The 26,049-nt window shown below is 44.7% G+C and carries 16 protein-coding genes; 9 read left to right on the forward strand and 7 right to left on the reverse strand.

The annotated features are described in order from the left end of the window. The first annotated feature begins 38 nt into the window (after nt 1-38). Nucleotides 39-1,982 (forward strand): glycoside hydrolase family 3 protein, encoded by a 1,944-nt coding sequence (locus AB0L18_RS16790; protein ID WP_367388463.1) that lies wholly within the window; start codon nt 39-41, stop codon nt 1,980-1,982. A 52-nt stretch (nt 1,983-2,034) separates the two neighbouring features. Next, entirely contained in the window at nt 2,035-2,337 is a 303-nt protein-coding gene (locus AB0L18_RS16795; protein WP_367388464.1) for a hypothetical protein, read from the forward strand. 247 nt (nt 2,338-2,584) lie between these two features. On the opposite strand, the gene AB0L18_RS16800 is transcribed toward AB0L18_RS16795, so the two are convergent. The 4 genes from AB0L18_RS16800 to AB0L18_RS16815 all read right to left on the reverse strand — a co-directional run bounded on the left by AB0L18_RS16800 (nt 2,585) and on the right by AB0L18_RS16815 (nt 11,903). Further along, a complete protein-coding gene (locus tag AB0L18_RS16800; protein WP_367388465.1) occupies nt 2,585-5,818 on the reverse strand; it encodes an AsmA-like C-terminal region-containing protein in 3,234 nt (1,077 codons plus the stop codon). Between the two features lie 39 nt (nt 5,819-5,857). Then, complete coding sequence (locus AB0L18_RS16805; protein ID WP_367388466.1) at nt 5,858-6,742, reverse strand: mechanosensitive ion channel family protein; 885 nt, start codon at nt 6,740-6,742, stop codon at nt 5,858-5,860. 508 nt (nt 6,743-7,250) lie between these two features. Next, complete coding sequence (locus tag AB0L18_RS16810; RefSeq protein WP_367388467.1) at nt 7,251-10,721, reverse strand: gliding motility-associated C-terminal domain-containing protein; 3,471 nt, start codon at nt 10,719-10,721, stop codon at nt 7,251-7,253. A 480-nt stretch (nt 10,722-11,201) separates the two neighbouring features. Next, on the reverse strand, nt 11,202-11,903 hold the full coding sequence (locus AB0L18_RS16815; RefSeq protein WP_367388468.1) for a sulfotransferase: 702 nt from the start codon (nt 11,901-11,903) through the stop codon (nt 11,202-11,204). A 234-nt stretch (nt 11,904-12,137) separates the two neighbouring features. Between AB0L18_RS16815 and AB0L18_RS16820 the strand changes: the two genes are divergently transcribed. Then, the gene (locus AB0L18_RS16820; protein WP_367388469.1) at nt 12,138-12,434 is read left to right on the forward strand and encodes a hypothetical protein; all 297 of its coding nucleotides are present in this window, start codon (nt 12,138-12,140) and stop codon (nt 12,432-12,434) included. 224 nt (nt 12,435-12,658) lie between these two features. Here the strand turns inward: AB0L18_RS16820 and AB0L18_RS16825 are convergent, their stop codons facing one another. From AB0L18_RS16825 to AB0L18_RS16835, 3 genes are all read right to left on the reverse strand, one after another. Then, nucleotides 12,659-13,831 (reverse strand): acetyl-CoA C-acyltransferase, encoded by a 1,173-nt coding sequence (locus tag AB0L18_RS16825; RefSeq protein ID WP_367388470.1) that lies wholly within the window; start codon nt 13,829-13,831, stop codon nt 12,659-12,661. Between the two features lie 69 nt (nt 13,832-13,900). Next, on the reverse strand, nt 13,901-14,254 hold the full coding sequence (locus AB0L18_RS16830; RefSeq protein WP_367388471.1) for a four helix bundle protein: 354 nt from the start codon (nt 14,252-14,254) through the stop codon (nt 13,901-13,903). A gap of 100 nt (nt 14,255-14,354) precedes the next feature. Further along, the gene (locus AB0L18_RS16835; protein ID WP_367388472.1) at nt 14,355-16,742 is read right to left on the reverse strand and encodes a 3-hydroxyacyl-CoA dehydrogenase NAD-binding domain-containing protein; all 2,388 of its coding nucleotides are present in this window, start codon (nt 16,740-16,742) and stop codon (nt 14,355-14,357) included. Nucleotides 16,743-17,581: 839 nt separating this feature from the next. Here AB0L18_RS16835 and AB0L18_RS16840 point away from each other — a divergent pair. From AB0L18_RS16840 to AB0L18_RS16865, 6 genes are all read left to right on the forward strand, one after another. Then, nucleotides 17,582-19,372, forward strand: coding sequence for an ATP-dependent endonuclease (locus AB0L18_RS16840; RefSeq protein WP_367388473.1), 1,791 nt, complete (start codon nt 17,582-17,584; stop codon nt 19,370-19,372). A 231-nt stretch (nt 19,373-19,603) separates the two neighbouring features. Further along, entirely contained in the window at nt 19,604-19,909 is a 306-nt protein-coding gene (locus AB0L18_RS16845; protein WP_367388474.1) for a phage integrase N-terminal SAM-like domain-containing protein, read from the forward strand. A gap of 212 nt (nt 19,910-20,121) precedes the next feature. Then, the gene (locus AB0L18_RS16850; RefSeq protein ID WP_367388475.1) at nt 20,122-21,489 is read left to right on the forward strand and encodes a hypothetical protein; all 1,368 of its coding nucleotides are present in this window, start codon (nt 20,122-20,124) and stop codon (nt 21,487-21,489) included. 514 nt (nt 21,490-22,003) lie between these two features. Beyond that, on the forward strand, nt 22,004-23,080 hold the full coding sequence (locus AB0L18_RS16855) for a hypothetical protein (RefSeq protein ID WP_367388476.1): 1,077 nt from the start codon (nt 22,004-22,006) through the stop codon (nt 23,078-23,080). A gap of 317 nt (nt 23,081-23,397) precedes the next feature. Then, nucleotides 23,398-23,865 (forward strand): DinB family protein, encoded by a 468-nt coding sequence (locus tag AB0L18_RS16860; protein WP_367388477.1) that lies wholly within the window; start codon nt 23,398-23,400, stop codon nt 23,863-23,865. 115 nt (nt 23,866-23,980) lie between these two features. Continuing rightward, nucleotides 23,981-26,038 carry a YCF48-related protein gene (locus AB0L18_RS16865; RefSeq protein WP_367388478.1) on the forward strand — a complete coding sequence of 686 codons (2,058 nt, stop codon included), beginning with the start codon at nt 23,981-23,983 and terminating at the stop codon, nt 26,036-26,038. Nucleotides 26,039-26,049: the final 11 nt, after the last annotated feature.

The raw sequence follows: 26,049 nt of genomic DNA on the forward strand, positions 1-26,049 counted from the left end.
GTCGGCGTTTTATCTTCGTGTAGGTATAATTTTATAACATGAAGCAGTTTTTTCGTTTTTTCAAGCGCCTCTTGGGAGTACTGGTTTTATTGGTGATCCTGACGGTCGCCTTTTTTTACTTCAAGTACAAGTGGGCTTCCAATCGCAACTTTGCTTTACTGGAAGATCGTGCGCTCATCCTCACCCAGGATGGACACAGCTACCGCGATTTGAACAAAAATGGCCAACTGGATCCTTATGAAGATAAGCGTGCTGATATTGAAATAAGGATCGAAGATTTGCTAGGCCAGATGACGCTGGAAGAAAAAGCAGGCTTATTGTTCATTACCATGGCGGGGATGAACGAAGATGGTTACCACAATGAGATTCCCATTTTCAGCGAACCGCTTACCTTTTTTCTGGAAAGCAACTCTACGCAGGTCGTGCGCAAGCACATGAACCACTTTAATATCTTTCAATCCCCATCGGCAGAAGCCCTGGCCACCTGGAACAACAATATGCAGGTGATGGCGGAGTGTACCCGTTTGGGAATACCGGTGACAGTAGCCAGCGATCCGCGGCATTTGAACTCCAACAACCCGGGGGCAAATATCGTTACTCCCTTCTTTTCTCATTGGGTGTCGCCGTTGGGCTTTGCGGCTATTGGAGATACGTTGTTGATGCGAGAATTTGGGGAGCTGGCGCGGCGGGAATACCGTGCGGTGGGTATCCGATTGGCATTGTCACCCATGGCTGATCTGGCCACTGAACCCCGCTGGGGGCGCATCAATGGTACTTTTGGGGAGGATGCCCAACTCAGTGCAAAGTTGACGAAAGCCTATATTCTCGGTTTTCAAGGGGATAGCCTCAACCACGAGAGTGTAGCTTGTATGACCAAGCATTTTGCTGGGGGAGGCCCGCAAAAAGATGGCGAAGATGCTCACTTCCCCTACGGATCGGAGCAAGTTTACCCCGGTAATAATTTTGATTATCATCTGATTCCTTTTACCGAAGGGGCCTTTCCGGCCAAGACCGCCCAGATTATGCCTTACTATGGGGTGCCCGTTGGGCAAACCAGCGAAGAGGTGGGTTTTGGCTACAACAAAGAGATCATCACGGGCCTCCTACGGGAAAAATATGGCTTCGATGGCGTCGTCTGCACCGATTGGGGCCTGGTGACAGAAAATAAGATCAAGCCGCCAGCAGCTTACGGCGTGGAAAACCTTACGGAAAAGCAGCGGGTAGCAAAGATATTTGAAGCGGGCTGCGACATGGTAGGCGGTGAATCTTGTCCGGAATTGTTGGTAGCATTGGTCAAAGAAGGTACGCTCACCACCGAGCGACTCGACCAATCCGTGCGACGGGTACTGCGGGATAAATTCCGTCTGGGCCTTTTCGACAACCCCTTCGTACGAATGGGCGACCTCTGGATGGTGGGCCACGAAGACATCCAAAAACAGGCTCGTATTGCCCAGCAGCGGTCGTTGGTGCTCCTGAAGAATGAAACTAAAACACTCCCGCTGCGCAAGCCATCCAAGGTTTATCTCTCCAATTTCGACAAGGCTGCTGTGGCACCATTTGCTACGGTTGTCAATAGCCCTGCGGAGGCGGATTTCATCATCCAAAAGTTGTACACGCCCTTTGACGTACGCGAGGAATACATGCTGGAAAAGTATTTTCATCAAGGCCGGCTTTACTTTACGCCAGAGGAGTTGGAACCCATCTTGGCATTAGCAGCCAGCAAGCCTACCATTACGGTCATCAACCTGGACCGAGCCGCTATCCTTACGGAGATAGCTGCTGCCAGCCAAGCCCTCATTGCTGATTTCGATAGCAGTGATGAAGTGATCGCAGCATTAATCTTCGGCCAGTTTACGCCCAGTGGTAAGCTCCCCATAGAGCTCCCTTCGTCCCAAAAAGCGGTAGAAGATCAGTTGGAAGATGTTCCTTACGATTCTCAAAACCCACTGTACCGGTTTGGGCATGGGTTGAGGTATGAGTAGAGGTTGGATGGTTGGAAAATTGTAAGGGGTTTAGATCATAGATATCTAAAATATGGATAGTTTAAAAGTAATCTTGTGGTATCAATTTGGAGCAAGTATTGAGATGCTGATCAACGTAATCTCCAATTGCCCGGAGGATTACTTTTTGAGTCAAAGGCGTTTTTATTACATCGCGTTTCACAGCGCGCTATTTTTAGATTATTATTTAACCGTTCCACCAAGTGATTTTTCTCCAATACTTGCCTTTACTCAAAAGTCCCCAGCAGAAATGCCAAGCGAAGCCATTGGTGATTTACTTCCTGAAAAGAATTACACCAAGCAGGAAGTTGTGGATTTACCTCAAACTGAGTCATAGAGGGTATAGGGATTTCGGACTCCTAAAATGGATGCTATACCAAGTGCCACCTACTTTTTACCTAGTACAGTGAGGTTTTGAGGGGGAGCTTGCTGATAATAAGCTATTTACATCCAAACCACTTAGTGCGGGGTATAGAATATTCTCCTCCAAGTCTTCACGCATCTCATTAATTCCGACTTCCGACTTTCCACTTCCGACTTCGAAATCACCCTTATACCTACCCAACTTTTACACCAATAAAACCTTACGCCTTTTCCTTCTTCACAGCCCGCTTTTTCTTTCGAATCTGCTTCCTCAGCTGGCGCTCATATTGGCGATCAGGTCGGTAAAGCGGAGCGATTCCCTGATGTTGATAAAGCTTCTTTTTGCTCAATCTGAATTTGTAATCCAGGCCATCTTCGTGTTTGCCGATGACTTCTACGTATAATTTGGCACCAGACTGATAGTAGCCCGTTTTGGCAGGAATGCTATCTCCTTCTTCCCAGGCGTTGAAATTCCGCCAGGGGACAGAAATCCAGAGATTGGTATTGTCGTCGTAGTTGATGTGACCTTCCAGAAAGAGGTTGAACGCAGTGGATTGTATTTCCATCCGGGGGATATGAACGACTTCCTGGGTGATGTAGAGGGTGTCGGTTATGGGAGCAAAGCGAATACTCTCGAAGCGTTCTGTACGGAAAAACTTCTCGGCTACCCGTTGGATAGGTTCAAAATTGACCAGTTCGGCCTCGTGTAAGGTGAATTGTACGGCGCCCAACAAGCTTTTGGGTTCCAGCCCCGTTGCGTCGTCGATCAGCCCACTGAGTTTAGCGTTTATGGATACTTTACCCGCAATTTTTTGTGCCGATTGCAAAGCGGATAGACCAAAGTAGTTGTAGGTTTCTACCAGTGTGCCCAGGTCAAAATATTCGGTAAACAAGCTGATGTTTACAGGGGTAACATTGGCTTGGTCAAAGCTCAGGTTAGCGTTTAATCGTACCGGACTGCCACGGTATTCAAAGTGCATGTCTGCAAACTGCAATAGGCTGCTCCCCTGGAATGCTACTTTGCTACGTAGGTCGGTGACTAAAGTTGACTTGTGTTGGAAGGAGTCGATTTGGATGTCCAACTCGGGGTGAAATTTCCGATAAAGATTTTGAGCGCTTTTTTTAATTTGGTTGCCATCATTAGAAGCGGTATCAAGGGGTGTTTCTTTTTTCTCAAAGGAAGAAAAAAGGCCACTGAAATCTACGTAGTCAAGATAAGAGGCACGTAGGCGAATAAAAGACTGAACGAGCGGAGTTTCTTTCTCCGCGAGAATATCCATGAAGTTGTCCACTTGTCCGCTGAGGGTAAGGCTGCCTCCGGAGGGCAGTGTCAGCTGGAACTTGTTCAGCGTGATATCATGTTGTGCAACGTCAAGATTAATATTGGCCACGCTGAAGTTCAAGGTTTCTGGAACAAAGAAAATACCCGTGTTTTGCACCTCCAAATGACCGCGGGTAGCGTAAAGCAGACTCCGCCAGTCATTGACTTTTCCATTCAGTTTACCCTGGAATTGATAATCGCCATCCTGGAAAAGGAAAGTGTCATTGGAAAAGGTCTTGTTGAAATCCTTGGTGTTGCCGCTCGCTGCAATATCCATATTTATCTTAAGGTAATGCGAGCTGTCGGGGACATCGAAAATACCATTAATAACCACTTGACTCTGACCACTGTAGATAATGGTGGAATCCAATTTTATTTGATGATCATTGATAAAACTCAGCTGGGATTGGATATTATGCCCCTGCCATTTTTGATACAAAAATTGATCTATCCGGACGTTTAGTCGAGGCTGGAAGGTTGTGTAAACGCCTTTGACGGTTTCGGAAATACGGGCTTGTGAGGCCGTCGTTTTGGGGTCTTCCTGCAAACTGGCGATCAATGCTAGAAAATGATCTAGGTTTAAATCAGCCGAATAAATCTCTAAATCGCTTTCAACTTTGTCTGTTTTATCTTCGAAAACCAGGGAACTGAAATTTTTCACAATTCCACTGATTTTTATTTCCTGATTTTCCGCCAAAGGGATCCGAATGCTCGGTACCGTTGCCTGCTCAGGACTTAGAAAAACATCTAATTCAGTAAGCGGAATAGTCACCTGTGCAGGTTGGTAGTGCACTTTGGTGTTTTGCATATACAGCCTACCCTGTGTGCCTTTGAGGACGTCGGCCAAGGAATTTACCGGCCCCTCCATGGCTAGCGAAGTATTAAAGGTTCCTCCGACAAAGAAGAAGTTCTCATTGCCTAAAATTTTATTTAAATCTGCTAGCTGTCCCTTGGCGTCAAGCTGAAGATCAAGGGCAGTAGGTACTTTGGGGGTGCTTTTGAAGGTGGAGTTTTTAAAATAGAGTTGGGCTCCTAAATACTCACTGTGTAGTGCTTCAACCGTCAAGCTCAGGTTGCGTCGATCCTCGGTTGCGGCTTTGGTTGGGTCTTCGGATATGCGATTAACAAAATTTCCTTGCCCCCTTACACGGTTAAATCGCACGGTTTTATCCAGTACGACCGTATTGTCATCGGCAGTAAAATCTATTTGTACCAAGGGATTTGTCCCTGCTTCGAATTCTCCCCGCAGGTAAGTCGCAGTAGCAATAGGGTCAAAGATTTGATACCGTGCCAGTTTGTTTTGAAGGTGCTGAGGTAAGAGGGTTTTGGTAGTTTGAAAGTCGGTTTGATCGTTATATAGCGATAAGAAAAAGACATTTCCCGGCCCCGTATCAAGGCAAGCCTCAGCAAGGAAAGTTTGATCTTTGAGCAGTAAGGGAAACTGAGGAATCTCGATGGTCGCGCTTTGTCGATTGTAGCTGAGGTGAAACGTTCCACTGGCTGGCGTATCGTCCAGAAAGTATCCTTTGTCAAGGTTGAACCCCAATCCCTCTACACAAGTAGCAAACGACGTGTGAGCAATTATCACAGTATCGGATAGAATCACCTGTATGCTTGCCTGTTGTAGGTGCCCTGCCAGCCGTTTATTTTTCAATTCGTTGTCCTGCGATAGGTCAAAATCATTGATCGTGATCGCCAAGCCTTCATCGTCTCTTACGTGTAAAAAGCCTTCTTTTTTCTGGTCGGAAGCAGTGGGGTGAATGGGCTGTAAAATATGGGTATTACTCCCTTCTGTAAGCGTGGTGAGACCATGGAGATACCCACCTTGTATGGCAATTTTTTTAAGGGTAATCTCCTGCTGTAAAATTTTTGCGAAAGAAAAATCTGCCGATATGCTGTCGATGAGCAGGGTAGGGGCACCGCTAGGGAAAGAAGTATCCGTAAGACTAAAATGATGAATGCCAAGGCTGATTTCTGGCCACTGTCGCCACGAACTCAAGGACAGTTTACCTATCTCTAAATCACCAGTGTAGTTGCTTTCGTACCATTCTTCTACCTTTTGGGTAATGATTTCTTGATGTTGAAAGAGGTAACCCAAAGCGGCTGCCAGTAGGACCAATAGTACTACTAGCATTAAAAACAAGCCTTTTAGGATACGTATTATCATAGTATACTATGCCCCGGCAGCTGGGATGACTACGTCTTTGTCATCTATATCACGAGAAATTTTAATTTCCCGAACATCAGCAGGTAAATGGTGTCCCGCATTTTTCAAACCACGAACCGACCGCTGAATCACCTGGGTCTTAAGGGCCAGTGCGGAGACGTTGGGGTCATTGGTATTAAACCAGTATTGCACGGTCAGTGTCATACCACTGGGTTGGTAGTCAGAAATAAAAACGTTGGGCGCCCTGTCTTCCTGCAATACTCCCGGTACATCCTCGAGGATACCTCTCACAAAGGAAATCACTTCATCCATGTCGGAATCAGAAGCCAGCCGTATGGAATAATCATGGCGCAAGAATCCATCAATGGTCAGGTTGACAATAGGGTTGCGGACAATCATTCCATTGGGAATGTAAACGTCTTTGCCATCAAAAGTTTTGAGGTGGGTGTCGCGTAATGTCAACCCGATGATTTTGCCCGTCTTACCCGCGATCTCCACCACATCACCAATCCGGAAAGGTCGGTCAAAAGCCATGATAATTCCCGCGAGGAAGTTTTCACCAATATCTTTAAAGGCAAAACCAATAATGAAGGCCGAGACGCCCGCACCCGCTAGCAATCCACCGGCAGCACCGCTCAGACCGATAATACTTAGGAAAAGCAGCAGCGCTACAATCACTAAACAGACCCTCAATATTTGAGAAAGAAAATCCGCCAGCAGCGGATCATCCATGGTTTTGTCGAGTCTATTTCGCATTGCCCGTTTTGCTCTACCAGCAATGGCCATTGCGATGAAGAGCACCACAAAAGCCAAGACAATCCGTGGCAAATAATTCACCAAAATTTCATAATACTCGTAAGTAACGTTCTTTAAATCTTCTACAAATTGCATATAAGTTGGTCATTCTTTATTTACAAGACCCTATAATAACGCTCCCTTTGCAGTAGATGTTTGGTAGGTTAATAGCTGAACCACCAAAGGCACCTAAGTTGCTGCTTAAGTGCCTTTGTGTAGACTGGGCAACTATCACGAAGTCGGAATTCCACAAGTCAGAAGTCGGAAGTAAGGAGGTACACGAACAGAAGAAGGAGTGCATGCTACTAGCTGACTCCAATACTTCCGATTTCCCACTTCTGAACTCCGACTTTAAAACCCCTTACACTTTTTCACCCACCTAACCTTACGAAAGTCGGAAGTGCGAGGTCGGAAGTCGGAAGTAAGTGAGATACACGAAGTACAAGAGGAAAGTGCCCACTATGCAGCATCCAATATTTCCGACTTCCGCTTTCCGACTTTAAAAACCCTTACACCCTTACACTTTTACACTTTTGGCATGGCCATACCTTCGGCATACACCTACTTCCGACTTCCCACTTCCGACCTCCGACTTTGAAAACCCTTATTTCATCAAAGTCACATCTCCTTTCACAATCTCCACCCGGCCGTCGAAAAACTCTACTTCCATAAAGTAGACAAAGACGCCAGGATTAGAAGGTTCTCCCCGGAATTTACCATCCCAACCACGACTGGTATCGCCGGGGAGGATGTCGGTCTGTTCATAAACCAGCTGCCCGTAGCGGGAAAAGATGCGCAGGCTTTTGAAATTCACCACGTCATTTCCCGCAAAGGGGATGAAGGTGTCGTTGCTGCCATCACCATTCGGTGAAAAGATATTGGGGACAAAGATTCTTGGCTTAGTGTCCACAAAAATGCGGATGTTGTCCGTGGCATCACACAAGGTCAATGTGTCGATTACGCTCACTTGATACACCAGGGTTTCTTGTGGACGAAGCAGTGCCGTATTGCCACTCAAGGTATCAGCATGCGACCAGCTGTAAAGGACATCAAGGCTGCTGCTTTGCGCTACCAGGGTAAAGACATCTCCCAGCTTCACGGTAGTATCTTGTGGTAAAGTAACCGAAATTGGCGGCGGCGGGAAAATGTTGGTCAATAGCAGCAATTCACACCCCGCTGCATCCCGCACCACCACATCGTAAGTACCTGCCGTCAACCCTTCAAATAAGGGTACAGGATTAAAGTTTTCGCCATCCACACTGTAGCTATAACTCGGCGTGCCACCGCTGACGTTCTCTATCGTAATAACCCCCGCATTGGGACCGTCTACACAATTGATGTCTACGGCAAAAGATTCGGCTATAATTTCGGTGGGTTGGTTCAGGGTATACGTCGCCATCGCTTCGCAGCCTTTTTCGTTACTTACCGAAAGGTTGTAAGTACCAATGTCCAGATTACTGATATTGGGGGTTGTAGCGGCATTGCTCCAGTTGTAAGTCAAGGTCGCAAAAGGGCCATTGACCATGGCGCCCAGCTGTCCGTCCTGGCTGCCAAAACAACTGATGGGCGCCAATTCGGTAATCGCTACCGTGAGTGGTGCCAGTGGCTCGGTGATGGTTACGGTGGTCGTATCGCGGCAACCGTCTCCGTTGGTTACTTCCACCGAGTAGGTTCCTGCTGCCAGTTGGTTGGCAATTTGGGTCATGTTGCCACTGCTCCAATTCCAGGCGACGGAGTTGCCGTTGTCTACGACCTGGGCAATACCATCGTCACCAGCAAAGCAAGATACTTCCTGTACCATACTGGCGGTGGCAATAAATTCGGCGGGCTGGTCAATATTGGCATTGAGGATGGCAATACAACCGTTGGCATCCGTGACCTCTAGTTGGTAAGCCCCGGCACAGAGTTGGCTGGCTTGTTCATTGTTGCTAACACCATTGGTCCAGTTGTAGGTGTACGGCATTGTACCTCCACTGACGAGCGTATTGATGCTGCCATCACAAAAAGCAAAACAGGAAGCATCTACGGCGTCTTGTAGTTCAATCAATAGTTCTTCAGGTTGTACCACTAAAACGGTAAAGGTGGTATCAAAGAAATTATCGTTTACCGTGATGTCATAACTACCCGCAGGTAAATTCGGTAGATCTATACTTTCTCCTTCGGTCAAGATCTGGCCATTGCCGCTGAGGGTTCCCAGTGCATTGGTCCATGCGTAATCATAGGGAAGGACGCCATTGATAGCGGAGAAGGTGATAAGACCATTGGTGTCGCCATTACACAGGAGCGTGTCATTCATAAAAATGGGAATGATCGCGGTGGTAAATTCTACGGTGAAACACACTTCATCCGTACAGCCATTGTCATCCGTTACTTGCACGCAGCACTGCTCTCCCGCTACCAGATTGGTGGCCATGGTGCCGGTTTCGCCAGTACACCAGGTGAAGGTATAATTGCCAGTGCCGCCCGTAGCGGAAGCGATGCCGATGCCATCGGTACCATCAGCTCCAATGGCGGGTTGGGTTTGTTCTACCGTAAGAACCAGTTCTTCCAGCACAGTCAGGTCACTGATCACAATGCTGTCACAGCCCTGAAAAACCTGCAGGGTATCAAAGTAGATGCCTGAAGTGGTGTAATCATTAGGGCCTACTTCCAGCGTTTCTCCGGCACAGAGGGTTATGGTCTGGTTAGTGACGGGGGTAATGTCCCCCGCATCGGTCACGCTTAGTTCAAACACTCCTCGGGAAGCTCCTCCCGATCCATCCACCAGGATGTAGTAAACCCTGCCCGGATAGAGACAGGTCACTTCCATCGTTTCGTCGAGATCAGCGGGGGTGTATTGGCTCGTCACGTAGCTGTAAAAGCCACTACAGGTATTGTTGAAAGAACGGTACAATGCCAATTGTACGCCAATAGGTTGCTTGATGGTGTCTGAAATGCCTTCAATGATGACGTGTCCTGAAGGGGGAGCTACAAAACTAAACCAGACGGAATGCTGGCTTACGAAAGTGGGCAAAAAGGGATCTTGTACATCGGTTGCGCAGAAATTGGCAATCGGTTCGGGTGTGCTCACGCTACCTCCCTCCGGGACTACGCCGAGGTCCATCACATCGCAGCGCAAATCACCGCCTTCCAGCACACCAATGTCCCACACTTGTATACCAAAGATGCCCCGATAATCTCCGTTGTTATTGGCACCATCCACCCAGATGTAATAATCTCGATTGGGTTCGGGGCAGGGAACCCTGATTTCGTGATTAAAATCAGAGCTGGTAAAATTGTATCCAGATAGTGCCACTAGGTTGCCGTCGCAGGCATTGTTGTCCGTAAGGAAAACACCCATCTCCAAGTCAATAGGTTCTCCTACATTGTTGGGGTCGCTGAGCCCTTGTACCACAAAGAGGCCGCTGGGGTTGGGCCCGGTATTGAACTTAAACCATACCCCCGCCTGGTTGGTGAAGTAGTAGCCTAAGCTCTGCGGGTTAATCTCTCCAATGTCGGTCGCACACAGATTGGCATAGTTGCCAATGGTCATGTCGCCCAGGGTGTCACCGTAGGTAATGGTGCCCAGATCAACTGCATTACAGATGAAATCATTGTCGGGAAAGGCAAAGCCACCTGTCTCTATAGTAAAATTAATGGAGCCACTTGACGAACCAGGAACATCGATGGATAAGTTGTAGTTGGCCGTATTGCCTACCATTGGTACCACAAAATTATCGCAGATGCTCTGGGTGCAGCTCTCTGTAATATCACAACCCAAGGGCGGTTGGAAAAGTGCATCATTTTCCGTCACCAGTAAGCAAATTTCCACCGTCATCGGCACCGCCGAAAGACAGGGGAAGTTGGCCTGGTAGATGGTATCTGGTAAGGTGTTGAAACAAGCGCCTACTGCCGGATAATAGTTGTAGGTGCCTCCTTCGGCCGCTACAGCAAACAAAGGATCGGGGGCACCGCCAAAGGGATCGGTACAATCCGAAGTGGCCATTCCGCTGTCTACCACGACCTGGATGCCAATTTGGGCCTGGCTAGCAAATGCGAAAAAACAATAAGTTAGAAGAAGTAAAATACGGTTCATACGCTAGTGGTGCTAAATGAGAATGTGGAAATGGGAAAACCATATTCCGGAATCAATGATCAGAATAGCAAAAGTGTAATTATTACCGGAATCCGGCTCTTCTGAAGGGTGAAACAAAGGTACAAACTACTCGTAATACGGTACCTTTTAAATTTTGTAGACTTGGCAAGGCAGACAACCGAACCTGTCATTTTTGATAGTTGCGCTAGCTTAACGTATTGGAGGAATGAAAAATTGTTAGTGCTTTCAAATCTTTAGGCATCACCTCGTAGCGGACCGTCGGGGGCCTGCCCTTCACCCTCTGTGAACTTTGCCCCTCCCCAAAACAAAAACCACCCCGCAAACACAATCACCACCACCAAACAAGCCCCTGTCCTCCTCGAGAGGAGGTGCCCGGAGGGCGGAGGAGTATAGCCCTCTCCCCCAAAAAAAAACCACCCCGCAAACACAATCAAGGGTAGATGTTGCACCGCAACTTCTCTACGAGGCCGGATAATTCCCGATTTTATGCCCCATCACCCTGGCGTCTATCCCTTGAGTACCGGTAAATGCGGCTAATTGGGCGATGATCTTTGCGGGCTGCTCCACCAATTCCTGGTAATCTATCCACAGCACCTCTTCGTGGTGTAGGCGGCGTTCGGCTTCCGCTTGTTGGAAAGCATACATGTGGCGAAACTGTTGGGTACTGGGTTCATCAAAGCACATGTTGATGCTGCGGGCAGAAACCACACAGGCTTCTAATTCGCGGTGGATGTAAATAATCTTTGTACCAGGAATCAAACGCTGTAAATAGTCCAGCTGAGGGATCGGCCAGCCCGGTAATTTACAGCCCCATTGACTACGCCCTTCTCTTTCGGCGTACTGCTGTAGAAATGCACAATAGTTCAGCAAGGCTTGCTTATAATTATTCAAATAAGCATCTCGGTCGGGTAGCAAATCAGGAATCCAGGCATTTACCTCGCCCTCCAACACCTGTGCCAGTTGCTGATCGCGCCAGGCATTGTGTGGCCCGCCAAACATCAGCTGTTTATTCTGATAAAGGCTGGCATAAATATGGAGGTCATTGGCAACAGATTCCCCAAAAATGAGCGTATCCGAAGACGAACAGAGCAACCGCTGAATCAGCGTAGTACCACAACGCTGTACCGGAGAAGTAATGAAGATGGGAGGGTTGGAGGTCATTGGTATTTCGATACATTGTCCTTAAATGATCGCAGTTGGAAGGAAGCTCACAGCTGCCTTTCAACTTCCGATCGCTATGGAAGGAATCATTCAGATGCCTTCCTGCTTAATTGGACAGGTTAGAAGGTGAAGTTAAAAAAAATAGCTCAATTGCTGCCTATTCATTCATCGTGCTTATATTTATCCTGGACAGCAGGAGTAGTCTCTATTATAATCAAAGTTAAACCACTAATTATGTACAAAGACATTATCTCTTACGAGCTGTCAGACAACACCACTGCGGAGCAATTGATAAAAATTGCGGGCCAAATCGTTAACGATTGGATGAAAAACCAAGATGGATTCGTAAAATGGGAAATCCATACCAATAGTGACGGATCTTACACCGACATAGTGTATTGGGCATCCAAAGAACACGCAAAACAAGCAGAAGCTGCAATGGTAAATATCCCCAATGCAGCTGCATGGTACGGCTGTTACAAGGAGGGAACGATATCCAGCAAAAATCTGACAACAATTGCTGCGTTTTAATAAACATTGGTGAAAAACAAAAGGCTTGAGCAGACAAATGTCCGACTCAAGCCTTTTTGCTTTGGAAGCGGAAGCGTGTAAGGGTTGGAAAAGTGTAAGGGTGTAAGGGTTTCCATCCACCATTTTAAAGTCGGTTCCGATAGCTATCGGAAGGAAGTCGGAAGTCGGAAGTGTTTTTCATACCAACAACTAACAACCATCAACCAAAAACCAACCATCCAACCTTATTTCAACCGCTCAATAATCCCCGCAATTCCCTGGCCACCACCTACACAGGCGGTTACCATACCGTAGCGTTGGTTGCTGCGGCGCATTTCGTTGATCAGCTGAATGGACAGCTTCGCGCCGGTGCAACCCAGCGGGTGACCTAATGCAATCGCCCCGCCATTGACGTTGACGATGTCCGGATTCAGGCCAGCTTCTTGAATAACGGCCAGTGCCTGGGCAGCAAAAGCTTCATTCAGCTCGATGGCTTGGATATCACTTAGCTTCATCCCGGCTTGTTTCAAGACCTTGGGGATGGCTACACAAGGGCCAATACCCATGTACAGTGGGTCAACCCCTCCTACGGCACAATTGACCAATCGGGCAATCGGCTCCAGGCCCAATTGTTTGACCATCTCTTCGCTCATCACAATGGTAAAGGCCACTCCATCACTGGTTTGTGAGGAGTTGCCCGCTGTGACAACGCCACCTTGTGCAAATACAGGACGTAGTTTTCCCAGTGCTTCAACCGTAGTACTACGGCGTACACCTTCATCCATGGCTACGGTATGCGAGCTTTCTACGCGCTTGCCGTCCTTGACAAAAACTTCAGGTACCTCCACTGGGATGATCTCGTCGTTAAACTTGCCCGCATCAATGGCGGCAGCGGCTTTCACGTGCGAATGGTAAGCAAACTCATCGGCCCTCTCCCGGCTGATATTGTACTTGTTGGCCACAGCCTCCGCCGTGATGCCCATACTCACCAGGTAGTCGGGCGTTGTGCTGGCAACCTGATAGCTTGGGGCCAGCTTGTACCCCGTCATCGGGATACTGCTCATGCTCTCCGCACCCCCAGCAATGAAGATGTGGCCCATGCCTGCCCGAATCTTAGCCGTAGCCATAGCGATGGTCTCCAGTCCAGAGGCACAATAACGGTTGACTGTCACACCAGGGACTTCCTTGCCCAGTGCCCGTACTGAAATCTGGCGACCGATCTGCAAGCCTTGCTCCCCCTCCGGGTTGGCACAACCTACAATCAGGTCGTCTACCAGCCGTGGGTCCAGCTCTGGCGTATCGGCCATCATTTTTTTAATCACATCTACCGCCAGATCATCCGAACGATAGTTTCTAAAACCGCCCTTCTTGGCCCTGCCAACGGCGGAACGGTAACCTTTTATGATATATGCTTCCATAGCTTTCGCGTATCTGGAAGAGAGGTAGAGGGTATAGGGATTAAGCTTCCGCTGTACGCTCCGTCTCTCCTATTTTTTAATGAATTTTTTAAAATTGTAAATCCGTTTTTGCAGCGAGTGTAATTCTTCAATGACCGGATTGACATCTTCACTGCGAAGGAAATTCAATCGCTCACTGAGTAGCACCTGGGTTTCGAGTTCATAGGAAGAACCAGTAGCAAAGCCTAGAAATTGATTAAATTCACTGTCTGAGTTACGACCTGCTCCTTCTGCAATGTTAGAAGGTATAGAGACCACTGATTTCTTGATCTGATGACTAAGATTATAGATTTCCTCGGGAGGAAGTTCATTGGTTAATTGGTAAACTCTTACGGCTAAATCCATAGCGTCGTTCCAAATATTCAATTTTCTAAAATCGTGCATAAATCCAAAAATTGTGATTGTGTATAAAATCCCTCTACCCAAAGTCCGTAAGGACAATCTCTCTTCCCTCTACTAAGTGCCCAGTACCTCGTCGTACCCCTTAATTCCTCAACGGCTTATTCGTCTGCAACATATGCTGAATGCGTTCGAGGGTCTTCTGTTCGCCGCAAAGGCTCAGGAAGGCTTCTCTTTCGACATCCAATAGGTATTGCTCACTCACTTGCTGTACACCGGTAAGGTCGCCGCCACAAAGGACGTAGGCCACCTTCTTGGCGATGGTGATGTCGTGTGCACTGGCGTACTTGCCAAGCTGTAGTTCGTTGGCTGCTGCGTAGAGGGCGGCCAGACCCGTACGACCGAGCACCGTAATATCTTGCCGGATGAGCGGCTGGGTGTAGCTACGCGCCAGGTCCAGGACTTTGTGCTTGGCCAGGGCGATATTGCGATCTTTGTTCAGTGCCACTTCATCACGGCTTTCCAGCGCGTAACCCATGTTGTAGGCCTGGTATGCTGAAGTAGCAACCGATGCCATGGCGATGGTTTTGAACTTATCAATCAGGGTAGGAATCTGCACATCGCCTTCGAAGAACTGGTCGCTGGCACGGAGCGCAAACTCCTTGGTACCGCCACCGCCAGGAATGAGGCCTACGCCTACTTCCACCAGGCCAATGTAAGATTCGGCCGCCATCACGGCACCGTCGCAGTGCATGAGGGTTTCACAACCACCACCAAATACGTACCCTTGGGTAGCTGCTACCACTGGTATGCTGCTGTAGCGACAACGCATGGTCGTTTGCTGAAACAGATTAATGGCCATGTTCAGCTGATCGTATTCTTGCTGGTAGGCTAGCATGCCGATCATCATCAGGTTGGCACCTACACTGAAGTTGGTCGCGTTGTTGCCGATCACCAAGCCTTTCCAGTCGCCTTCTTCGGCAATTTGGATGGCTTCGTTGATGCCACGCAGGACGCCTTCGCCAATGGAGTTGTGTGCACTGATGAATTCGAGATTCAATACGCCGTCCCCAATATCGTGGAGGATAACTTCGCTGTTTTTGAAGACGGGTGCCTGGTCGCGGTAGTTGTCCAGGATGATAAAGGACTCGGTGCCGGGCTTGACGACGTAAGCCTTTTTGTCAATGTCGTAATACTTGAGTTGTCCGCCTTCGCGCTTGTAGAAGCTGCTATGGCCAGCAGCCAGCATGTCTTTCACCCATTGGGCAACGGTTTGTCCTTCCGCTTCAGCGGCTTTGATACCCGCTTCTATCCCTACGGCATCCCAGTATTGGAAGGGCCCAATTTCCCAGGCGTAACCTGCGGTCATGGCATCATCGATGCTGTAAAGGGTATCTGATATTTCAGGAATGCGATTAGAAACGTAAGCGAAGAGCCCTGCCAAACTGCGACGGATCAATGTTGCGCCTTTATCTTCTGCCGTGAAGAGGTACTGAATGCGCTTGGTTAGGTCCTCTATCTGTTTACCTGCTTTCAGGCTGGGAAGATCAATCTTGGTCGTCTCCTCGTACTCCAGGGTTTCCAGGTTGAGTTCAAGGATTTGGCGTTGACCATCATCGCCAGTAACTTTTTTGTAGAAGCCTTGGCCGGTCTTGTTACCCAAAAACTTGTTCTCTACCAGGAACTGCATGTACTTGGGCACCTCGAAAGTAGCGGCTTGCTCATCATTCGGGCAGTTTTCTTTGATGCCTTTGATGACGTTGACGCTGGTATCGTGCCCCACCAGATCACCCAGGCGGTAAGTACCGGTTTTTGGCCGTCCGATAGAAGGGCCCGTCAGTTTATCAACGGCGCTTATCGGAAGCCCCAGGTCAGTAGTGAGTTGGTAGATCTTCGCCATAGCGTAAACCCCAATCCGGTTACCAATAAAAGCGGGGGTATCTTTGGCCAGAACAGTCTGTTTGCCAAGATAGACATCGCCATAGTGCATGAAGAAGTCGATGACCTCTTGGCTCGTGTCGGGCGTGGGGATGATCTCAAACAGGCGCAGATAACGCGGTGGATTGAAAAAGTGGGTGCCACAGAAATGCGCTTTGAAATCTTCGCTGCGGCCATCCGTCATCAGGTGAATCGGAATACCGGAAGTGTTGGAGGTCACTAACGAACCCTCCTTACGGTACTTGTCGACTTTCTCGAAAATCTGCTTCTTAATATCGAGGCGCTCAATGACCACTTCGATGACCCAGTCGCAATCGCCGATTTTTTCAAAATCGTCATCAAAATTGCCCGTCTGTATGCGGCTGGCGAAGTCATTGTCATACAGTGGCGCAGGTTTACTTTTGATGGCCTTCATCAAAGCATCGTTCACGATGCGGTTACGGGCCTGAGGCTTGCTTTTTTCGGCGTCACTCAAGTCGCTGGGTACGATGTCCAGCAGCAGGACTTCCAGGCCGATGTTGGCAAAATGGCAGGCAATGCCGGAGCCCATAACACCGGAGCCAAGTACAGCTGCTTTGCGGATTCTTCTACTCATTGATGGGTATTGATTTTTGGTATTTGGTAATGCTAATCAATTGAGGGGGCTACTTGGAACATATTGAAAATCAGTTTACAAGCTATTTCAAAACATTCGCTAACCTTCCCCGTGAAACGGGAGCCGTTTCGTTCATTGCGCAATTTAGCGAATTTTCGCTAATTATGTAAGGTGTGAGGGGAGGGAATAGTTCGGTGGGTTGGAAATATTGTGTGGGGAGGGGAGGGTTGGGGCGGTTATGTACACTTATTTGGATGATCTGTTGAGGAATTTAAGATGTAAGATTTTGCTGAAGGCCTGCAAGGGATCGGTATGCTGCATTCCTGTACATAGATTGACCTTCAACAAACAACGATCAACCAACCTTTACTCCCTTACACTTTTCAACCCTTCCAACCTTATGAGCCTCCGCCTACCTAACGGTGGCGTCAGGCTGTCCGTCCTTTCAGTCCTCCCATCCTTAGGCCCTGCGCGCTCCGCTTGCCGCGCTCACCTGTTCGGTTCGCGGGATTTTTGGGAGGGGGGAATATACGTCTCATCCAAGAACTTCTGGGGCACAGTGATATTAAAATCAAGCTGAAGTACACACACACGTAAGCCAGCAAACGCTGCGCAAAAAAAGCGGTAGTCCTTTCGATGATCTTTTTTTGTAGAAGTAGGTCAAAATGGGTATTTTGTTCGCGTGTAAGTAAGTTACCCAAGATACTCCGCTGCGCTCCGCATCTTGGGCAACGTTTTCGGGCAAGCCCGTGTTGATCACATTTTTAATTATTTAATGTATTTTGTGTTTTTTTTCAACTAGTATACTTAAAAGGTGATACAGAAATAATACCCCTCAAGTGAAAATTAAAGAAATTAGAATAAAAAGGTACCGTTCCATTCTAGATCTAAAACTAGAAATTGATTCTCTTGACGAAATCGCAACAATCTGTGGAGCGAATAATGTAGGAAAGACCAATGTGTTAAAAGCTGTTAACCTATTCTTTAATTCAGAGCAATATGATTCTACAAGGGATAGTCCTAATCATAAATTTTATGGATCACGTGGAGGAAAAGTATATCCTGAGATTTTGTTAGTATTTCAATCCACGGATAAACTTTTCTCGGTAAAGAAAGAATTCGGGCTCGATGGCTTAGAATCGACTACAGGAACCAGAACATTTATTGGTACCAAAAATACAAAGAACTTAACAGAAATAGAGATAAATGAAGTGATTAAGAAAATTGCCTTCTTTTTCATCCCATCAATCAATGTATCAACTCCTGATTTAATTAATAGTTTGGTTGAAGATATATATGACATAGAGTATGATAAGTCTAGGTTTAGAGGACTAAAACAGCAATTAAAGGAATCGTTTGAAAACTACATTAATGGTATAGTTGAGATTCTTAATTCTCTTGCCGGCGAAATAAACCCTTTATTTCAGGAATTCAATGATAATTGGCAAGTGGGATTTGAATTTACATCAGATGTTAAGAAATTTAGAGACTTAATTTCTACAGATATAGATTTTTTCCTTAATGACAAGTCTAATCGACATATCAGTGGAAAGGGCTCAGGTCTACAGCGAATCGGCTACATTCTATTACATAGCAGAATTATTAGTAAAATTTCTAAAAGAACCCCTATTCTTCTAATCGATGAACCTGATGTTTATCTTCATCAAGGACTTCAAAAAAAACTTCATGTACACCTAAAAAGCATGTGTGGAAAATGTCAAATAATCCTTACAACACATTCTCCTATATTTATTGACAGCTATTCTTTGGTGAATGTGTTTTTGTTAGATTTAGAAATTGGTGATAAACAATTATATAAAAGAACTAACAAAGAATTTTATGCACTTAGAACAGTTTCAGTAGATTTAAATAATGATAGTGGATTCAAAAGAATCCGTGAATACTTAGGGATAAGTCTTGATGACTTTGAACTGCTTGATGGCTATAATGTAATGGTAGAAGGAGGATCAGACCTAAGATATATTCAAGAACTTGGACGATTTTATTCTTTTGAAGTTCCAAATATTATTACAACTCATGGCGTAACAAAATATGAGAAGCAGCTAGCGTTTTATAATACTTTTTATAAGGATAAAGATATTAGACCTAAAATAAGAGTACTATTCGATAATGACATGGAGGGTAGAGAAGCTTATAAAAAAATTATCAAAAATCAGAGTAAAGATATATATAAATATATTGAAGTAAAATGTGAGTTTATACCAACTTATAGCGGTGAATTTCCAACTCATGAAAACGTAATAGGAAATAAGGTTTTTTGTAATCATGAAATCGAAGATTTTATCTATCCTGAAGTATTCTTAGAGCTAGCTAATAATATATTAGGTAAAAGAAATTTTAAAAAAGTAAATATTTCAGACCTTAAAGCAAAAATAGAGGCGAAAGCGTTTAAAGAAAAAGGAATATTAAACAATTTCGACATATGTAAGAACGAAAGTAATCCAGAAGATGGTAATCAAATTGATTTCTCAAACAATACAATTAAAGAAGGCCTTGCTAAACAATTTACAATAGAAGGAAATAAGAAAATGGCAGATAAAATTACAAAGCTAGATCAAAAACATGCCTATGTCAAGATGTTTATAAAAGAACTATGTGAGGTATTTTAAATATAATTGATAATGTGCCCAACAAAAAAGCCTCAAAGCCCAACAGAGCGTAGCGATGGCTGGCGTTGAGGTTCAACACGGCCTATACGCACATGCTCCTTCGTCGCACTTTGGCTACTGCGGACGTTGAACAAAACCACCTCCGTTTCCTACGCTTAATCCCTTGTTTTTTAATTGATTAGTCATCTGTTCTTCGCTAATTTTGTTTCCTCATTCACAAAACAAAAAGCGATGAAAACGAAAGAAGCTTATCAGCAAGGATTGTGCACGTATTTGATCTTGAAGAACTACAGCGCGGCGACGATCTCGGAGCATGGTTGTGCTTTTCGACAGTTTTTGGACTGGCGTATAGAGGGGAAGCATGGAGAGGATTTCACCCCCGAGCAAGCGCGACAATATTTGCTCTACCGTTACGAACAGGGCTTGAAGTGGCAGACCATCAACGGGGACTATTCGGCGATCCAGAAGTTTTTATCTTTTTTTCGATCAGTTGGTAGGAAAATGCGGTGCAGAACTACCGAAAAAAGCCTAAATTAGTCGGTAAGTAAAACAAACGAAATGCGCTTTTCCACTACAGTCGTTATCGATAAACTCTACCAGGGGTGGTAAATGTCTTAAGACAGGTCCAACGGCTCGTCGCCAAAGGCTTTGGCCGTCGGCGACTGATCTGTCTGCGCTGGTGATGGGAAGGTGAAGAGCTTTGGGTGGTGAGGGCGCAGACAGGCTTTTGAGTTCAATTAGTAAGAGAAATGAAGAAGTTGAACAAAATAATTGTGGTACTAGCCATATTTTTTGGAGTTTTAAGCTGTCAACCAGAAGTTCCAAGAGAGTATCTTGAATTCCCTATTAAAGAGTATATAGTTGATGTAACCTCTGACACAACATTATTTGGCGATCAAGGAACGAGAATTTTTATCGGCAGAGAGACTTTTCAATTTCAAGATGGTAAAATTGTCACTGATTCTATAAAGATCGAGCTGAAGGAATTTTACAAAAAATCAGATATAATTCTAGCCGAACTATCAACTGAATCAAATGGAATTATTTTGGAAACAGGTGGAATGCTACATATTAGGGCAATGGCAAATGGAGAAGAATTAGAAATTAGACCAGACAAAAGAATAGTGGTGCATTTCCCTAAAGAGGGGGCGGATTATAGACAGATGAATTTGTTTTATGCAGATGAGTCATCAACAGATACTGTAGTAAATAACTGGAATGTGGATACGGTTAATTTGGTGAAACGGACTCTAAAATTAGGTTCTTTTGGTTGGTGGTATCCTGGGCCTGACGATTCAACTAGCTACAGCTTTACACCTAGAAACTATGTGGATACAGGTTATTATTGGAATCCACTTGATTTCTATGTATGCTCATATGATTTCAGTGAAGAGACTATCAAAGAGGTTGAAACTACACTGAATAGCAATACCTTTCCTGATTTTGACAGCTGGAATGATTTTGGGGTTGAGTGTAGAATGTACATTTCGAGAGAAGGATACATAGAGACTCCGATAGTAGTTACAGGCTTGTCCAGCCGTGCGAAAAAAGAGATCCTCCAATTCTTGAGAGACTTACCTCAATTAGAACCTGGGAAAGATAAGGATGGAGATATAATAGAAAGAAGGGGATTGATCTTCATTGAAGGAGGAAATATTATTCCATTGTATAAGACTGATGAAGAATACCTTAAGTCATTTGATGAAAAATATTCAAAATATGAGGCGAATCCAATTAAAAGTATGGACGATGCAGAGTTAAACTACTATATCTTTAGTGTCTCAGAGCTAGGTTGGATTAACTGTGATCGGTTTTTAGACTTTGAAGAAAAAGTTGATTTAATAACTGATTTTCCTGTGTCAACAGAGTTACAGTTAAAACTAGTATTTAGCGATATAAACGGCGTTTTAAAACCGGATATCGTAAAAGGGAAGTATGTTTTTTTTGGAGTACCTAAGGGACAAAATGCAACTCTAATTGGAATCAAATCAAAAGAAGGTAGGTTTTCAATGGCTTTTCATGATTTTGAGATAAGTGAAAATCCTATTCAGGAACTTCAGTTTTCAGAGACCACATTGAGTGAATTGAGAGAAAGATTAAGTAGATATAATGACTGAAAACAACTTAGCCTCCCCCGGCACGACACGAAGTCGCCACGAACACTATTAAACCACTGAATATGAGTTCATAAAGATGAACTTAGATATGCTTTAACCACTGGTACTACCCAGCGTTTCCTATGTCGGCATGGGCTACTGGTAACGGTGGTTGGTGAAGCCCGACAGACAAATCGAGCCTTTCAAAAAGCACGCTGCGAAGTAGCCTTCAAAGCTGTTAATCCCTTAGGGCGAAGGCGGTGGAATAAGATGATAGGTACAAGCTAGTTGAATTCCGTAGCTCGGGATAAGTACTTAGTAATCAGATGGAACACCATTTTAATCCAAGTACAAAGTACCTTATACCCTTGAACTCAGCGAAGCGGTCTTACGACCGAAGGAAGTAAAGTGGCACGTAGGGTTCTTAGAGGGGAAAGGGCAGTGATGCTCTGACCTACCCAACTCCAGCCCCTTCGCTTAGCTGTGCTCTGGCGCAGTAGCCAGAGTAGCCAACAATAAAAAACATAAAAGAAAATTGAGAAATATTTACTACAAAATAATTTGTTGCTTAGCGTTTGCCTTGTTCTTAATAGCAACTAATCAAAAGCTAAAATCAAAAACATCTATAAACCCAGTACCTGGTTCTTGTACAATCTTCTCTGCGTCAGTTGGAGATAAAGCCTTTTATGGAAACAATGAAGACTACTATAAGTCTGAAACATATTTATGGACAAATGTGGCAAAAGACGAGAATTATGGTTGCATATATCTTGGGTTTGAAGACTATTCTCATCAGGGTGGAATCAATGAAAAGGGGCTTTGCTTTGATGCAAATGCTCTACCTAAATCAACAATAAAACTTCATCTTGAATTAGCGTCTCCACCACATTATGAAGCTCCTTATGATGAATACATGATGTGGCTTCCAGTATTGATTCTAAGAAAAGCGGCTACCGTTAAAGAAGCGGTAGAAATTGCAAAAAAGTATCAAAGAAAAAATTGGTATCCAAAAGATGGAAAAGTAAAGTATCAATTAAACTTTGCAGATGCAACGGGAGATGCTGTAATTATCAGCGTTGATGAATACGGAGAACTAGTGTATACAAAAAAGGAGAACGGAGAAAACTATTTACTTTCGACTAATTTTAATCGAGCAAATCCAAAGAATGCTTTTGAATATCCTTGCAAGAGATACAACAAGGCGGAGGAAATGTTAGGCGTAATAAAAAACGAAAATGACTTAACACCTGATTATTTCAAAGCAATACTCGAATCAGTTCATCAAAAAGGGGTTTTTAACAGGACATTGTATTCTAATATTTTTGATTTAAAAAATGGTATTGTTTATTTATATCATTGGCACCAATTTGAAGAAGTTGTGGTGTTGAATGTTGAACAAGAATTGGCTAAAGAAGAGTATGTGGTTAGGATTAAAGATTTATTTTCACAAAAGACGGTCAATAAGGCTTCAAATGGATTTGCAAAGTCCATTCTTTTATTGTGTTTAAAGATTATGGCAGGTACAATAATTATTGCTGGATTAATATATTTGATTAAGAAAAATAAATTGAATACTGCTGGCAACAACGCACATAAGGATCAGTCGAGCTAAGCGCCCGCCCGAATTTGATACACACGTTTAACAAGATCACCTTGTTTCCTGTGTCTAATTATTTGTTTTTCAATTGATTAATTGTTTGTTATTCGCTAATTTTGTCTCCTCACTAGCAAAGCAAAAAGTGATGAAAACGAAAGAAGTTCATCAGCAAGAACTGCGCAAATCTGTGGTGTTAAAGAATCCCCACCAGGGGTAGTAAACGTCTGAAGACAGTTTCAACTGACCTGTCTGAATAGAAAATATAGGGGGAGGTGCGCAGATAGGCCTTTGAATTGGCTACAATGTAAAACAACCTTTTTGAAGCAAAAAAAATGACTCAATCTGAATTTATAATCTTGAACTTTACGGAGATTAGGAGAAAAAGTATCAAACTTTGGAGAGGACTTCCTAAAAGCCATTACAATTGGAAGCCTGACGAAAAGGCAATGACTGCGATAGAAATGATTAGGCACGTGTTAGAAGCCGATTATGGATGGAATATTATCATCAATAATGGGAGTATGACAAACTATAGAACACCCTGGGAAAATCGACCATTTGTTAGCGTTACGGATGAACTTGAATTTGCCGAACCCTATAGAAATGCATTTTTAGAAAGTGTTCGACAATTTTCGGATGCTGCATTAAACGAAACTGAAATTGTTCATCCTGGAAATGGTGACAAGAAAATACTTGGAAAATATTTATTACGGATTGGTTATCACGAATCTGTTCACGCGGGACAATTCCTTTCGTATTTAAGAGCAATGGAAATTAATCGCCCAGAGATATGGGACTAAAGAATAAAAAACATTGCATCCATTGGTTTCAATAAATTTCGGCTTATTAGCAAGCTAAAGCCAACTGGATCATAAATAAGCTCTGAATTACCTTCTATTTCAGCAACAAAAAATCATGATGCAAACAAAGTTATTCACGCTCCATCTGTTATTGATGCTGGGTCTCCAGCTTCCTTCCCAAACTACGTATGATTACCTTTCACGACCAGGTCTAACGCTGGCAGCTGAACATTACAATTGGGTGGATGGTACGGAAAATAATACTTACCAATTCGTTGGAGATACCATGTTGTGTGGTGAAAATTTATTGACTTTTCAGTACGTTTACGCCCCCACTGTGAAAATTTTCTTACGGGTTGAGGGGGGTAAAGTATGGAGGAAATCTAATGCTAATGATCCTTGTAACAACGAACAGTTGATCTATGATTTTGATTTGGAAGTTGGAGATGTTGCTGATACATATTATCACAATGGCTACCAAGTTATTGAAATAGGCACGCTTACCTTACTAAATGGTGAAGAACGCAAGCAGCTTTTTTTAATGGATGGTACCAATGGGGAACCTGCAGTATGGGTCGATGGTATTGGTGATTTGAGGTATGGTCTCTTTCCAATGCTTGATTTTGAAGGGTACACTTCGCTAATATGTGTTAAGGAGAATGAAGAAACAATTTGGTTAGATCCAGAACAACCTACTGAACTGTGTGATTCCCTAGCCTGCCCCAGGCCAGTACCTGATTTCGATTTTGCAGCCGATCTGCTTCAAGTGAATTTTGAGAACCGTTCTTTCAACGCATCTTATGTACATTGGGATTTTGGGGATGGTGAAACATCAACGGAATTACACCCTAGTCATCATTATGCAAATCCTGGTTGTTATGAGGTGACCCTTACTTTAAGCACTGATTGTCTATCCGGAACGTTTGAAAAGCAATTATCGGTGCCCGTTTGTATTGCTCAGGCATGGAAAGTGAAAAATCCTGATTTTGCCAGTGGTTCCACAAAGGTTGATTTCGTGAACGATACAATGGGTTGGGCGATTACGCTTCATCAAATCTGGAAAACGGAAGATCGTGGTGTCACCTGGACCGAACAACCCTACCCAATTCCGCCCGCCCCAATCAATCGGGTTTTAAGAACGATTGACATGGTTGACGAAATGCATGGCGTGATTGCTACCTTCAATGCTGGTGCTCCATCATCAATAAAAGCAATTTTGATTACACATGATGGTGGGCAGACTTGGGAAGAAAAAATGCCGGGGTCTTACTTTGTTTTTTCGGCAATTATGACGGACGATGGGCAGGTTTTTGGCACTGGACAATTTGCTGGCGTGTTTTATTCCAATGATTGGGGGAATAGTTTCGTCGAATTGCCATCGGGAGCAGTAGATTTTTCTATATTCCAATACCTCGGAAATAATGTAGTTGTCGCATCAGGCTTACAAGGCTTACCTCCAATTGCCACGAGTGTGATCTCTATTTCTGATGATGCTGGTCAAAGTTGGACCCACAACTTGCTGCCTGCACCTTATTACAGGGCATCGGGATTTCATTTTTTTAATCCCAACGAAGGTTTCGTTTGCGGGTATGAAGGTTTTTTGATAAAAACAGAAGATGGTGGTCAAAGCTGGCAGGAAATCGCCTACGATGATGACCGCAAAGCAATAGCTATTCATTTTGTCGATGCCCAGAATGGCTGGGCTGTAGGGGACAAGGGCCTTGTCCTTAGTACGACAGATGGAGGAGATACCTGGTTGGTGGGTAACTGTGGTTATCGAAACAATCTGCTTTCTATCAGTGCTTTTGATGCCGAAAACTGTTGGGCGGGTTCCGGAAACGGAAAGTATTTGGAATTTGATGCGGAAGCCGAATCCGATTGTTTTCCAAACAATATCAATGAGTTGAATGTAGGGGACAATAAGCTATCGATTTTCCCGAATCCAACCTCCGATTTGGTGACGATAAGGGTCACTAATTTTGATGCCACAAACGGAAATGACAGGGTGGTCGTTTATAATCATCTGGGCCAAAATGTTTTTGAAGCCAACATGTTCAACGAAACTTTAGAGCTCAATACCAAAGCCTGGAACGCTGGAATGTATTGGGTCAAATGGTTTCGAAATGAGCGTTTCATTGGGGCAGAGAAATTGATGGTTTTGGATGGGTACTAAGCATAGGATGA

Origin of the sequence: Lewinella sp. LCG006, assembly GCF_040784935.1 — a bacterium.
Taxonomy (GTDB): Bacteria; Bacteroidota; Bacteroidia; order Chitinophagales; family Saprospiraceae; genus Lewinella.

Excerpts from the sequence above, each read along its gene's own strand:
- AB0L18_RS16845 (WP_367388474.1), top strand. The coding sequence starts at position 19,604 with ATGAAAACGAAAGAAGCTTATCAGCAAGGATTGTGCACGTATTTGATC.
- AB0L18_RS16815 (WP_367388468.1), bottom strand. The coding sequence starts at position 11,903 with ATGACCTCCAACCCTCCCATCTTCATTACTTCTCCGGTACAGCGTTGT.
- AB0L18_RS16820 (WP_367388469.1), top strand. The coding sequence starts at position 12,138 with ATGTACAAAGACATTATCTCTTACGAGCTGTCAGACAACACCACTGCG.
- AB0L18_RS16860 (WP_367388477.1), top strand. The coding sequence starts at position 23,398 with ATGACTCAATCTGAATTTATAATCTTGAACTTTACGGAGATTAGGAGA.
- AB0L18_RS16825 (WP_367388470.1), bottom strand. The coding sequence starts at position 13,831 with ATGGAAGCATATATCATAAAAGGTTACCGTTCCGCCGTTGGCAGGGCC.
- AB0L18_RS16865 (WP_367388478.1), top strand. The coding sequence starts at position 23,981 with ATGATGCAAACAAAGTTATTCACGCTCCATCTGTTATTGATGCTGGGT.
- AB0L18_RS16850 (WP_367388475.1), top strand. The coding sequence starts at position 20,122 with ATGAAGAAGTTGAACAAAATAATTGTGGTACTAGCCATATTTTTTGGA.
- AB0L18_RS16800 (WP_367388465.1), bottom strand. The coding sequence starts at position 5,818 with ATGCTAGTAGTACTATTGGTCCTACTGGCAGCCGCTTTGGGTTACCTC.
- AB0L18_RS16790 (WP_367388463.1), top strand. The coding sequence starts at position 39 with ATGAAGCAGTTTTTTCGTTTTTTCAAGCGCCTCTTGGGAGTACTGGTT.
- AB0L18_RS16830 (WP_367388471.1), bottom strand. The coding sequence starts at position 14,254 with ATGCACGATTTTAGAAAATTGAATATTTGGAACGACGCTATGGATTTA.
- AB0L18_RS16795 (WP_367388464.1), top strand. The coding sequence starts at position 2,035 with ATGGATAGTTTAAAAGTAATCTTGTGGTATCAATTTGGAGCAAGTATT.
- AB0L18_RS16805 (WP_367388466.1), bottom strand. The coding sequence starts at position 6,742 with ATGCAATTTGTAGAAGATTTAAAGAACGTTACTTACGAGTATTATGAA.
- AB0L18_RS16810 (WP_367388467.1), bottom strand. The coding sequence starts at position 10,721 with ATGAACCGTATTTTACTTCTTCTAACTTATTGTTTTTTCGCATTTGCT.
- AB0L18_RS16835 (WP_367388472.1), bottom strand. The coding sequence starts at position 16,742 with ATGAGTAGAAGAATCCGCAAAGCAGCTGTACTTGGCTCCGGTGTTATG.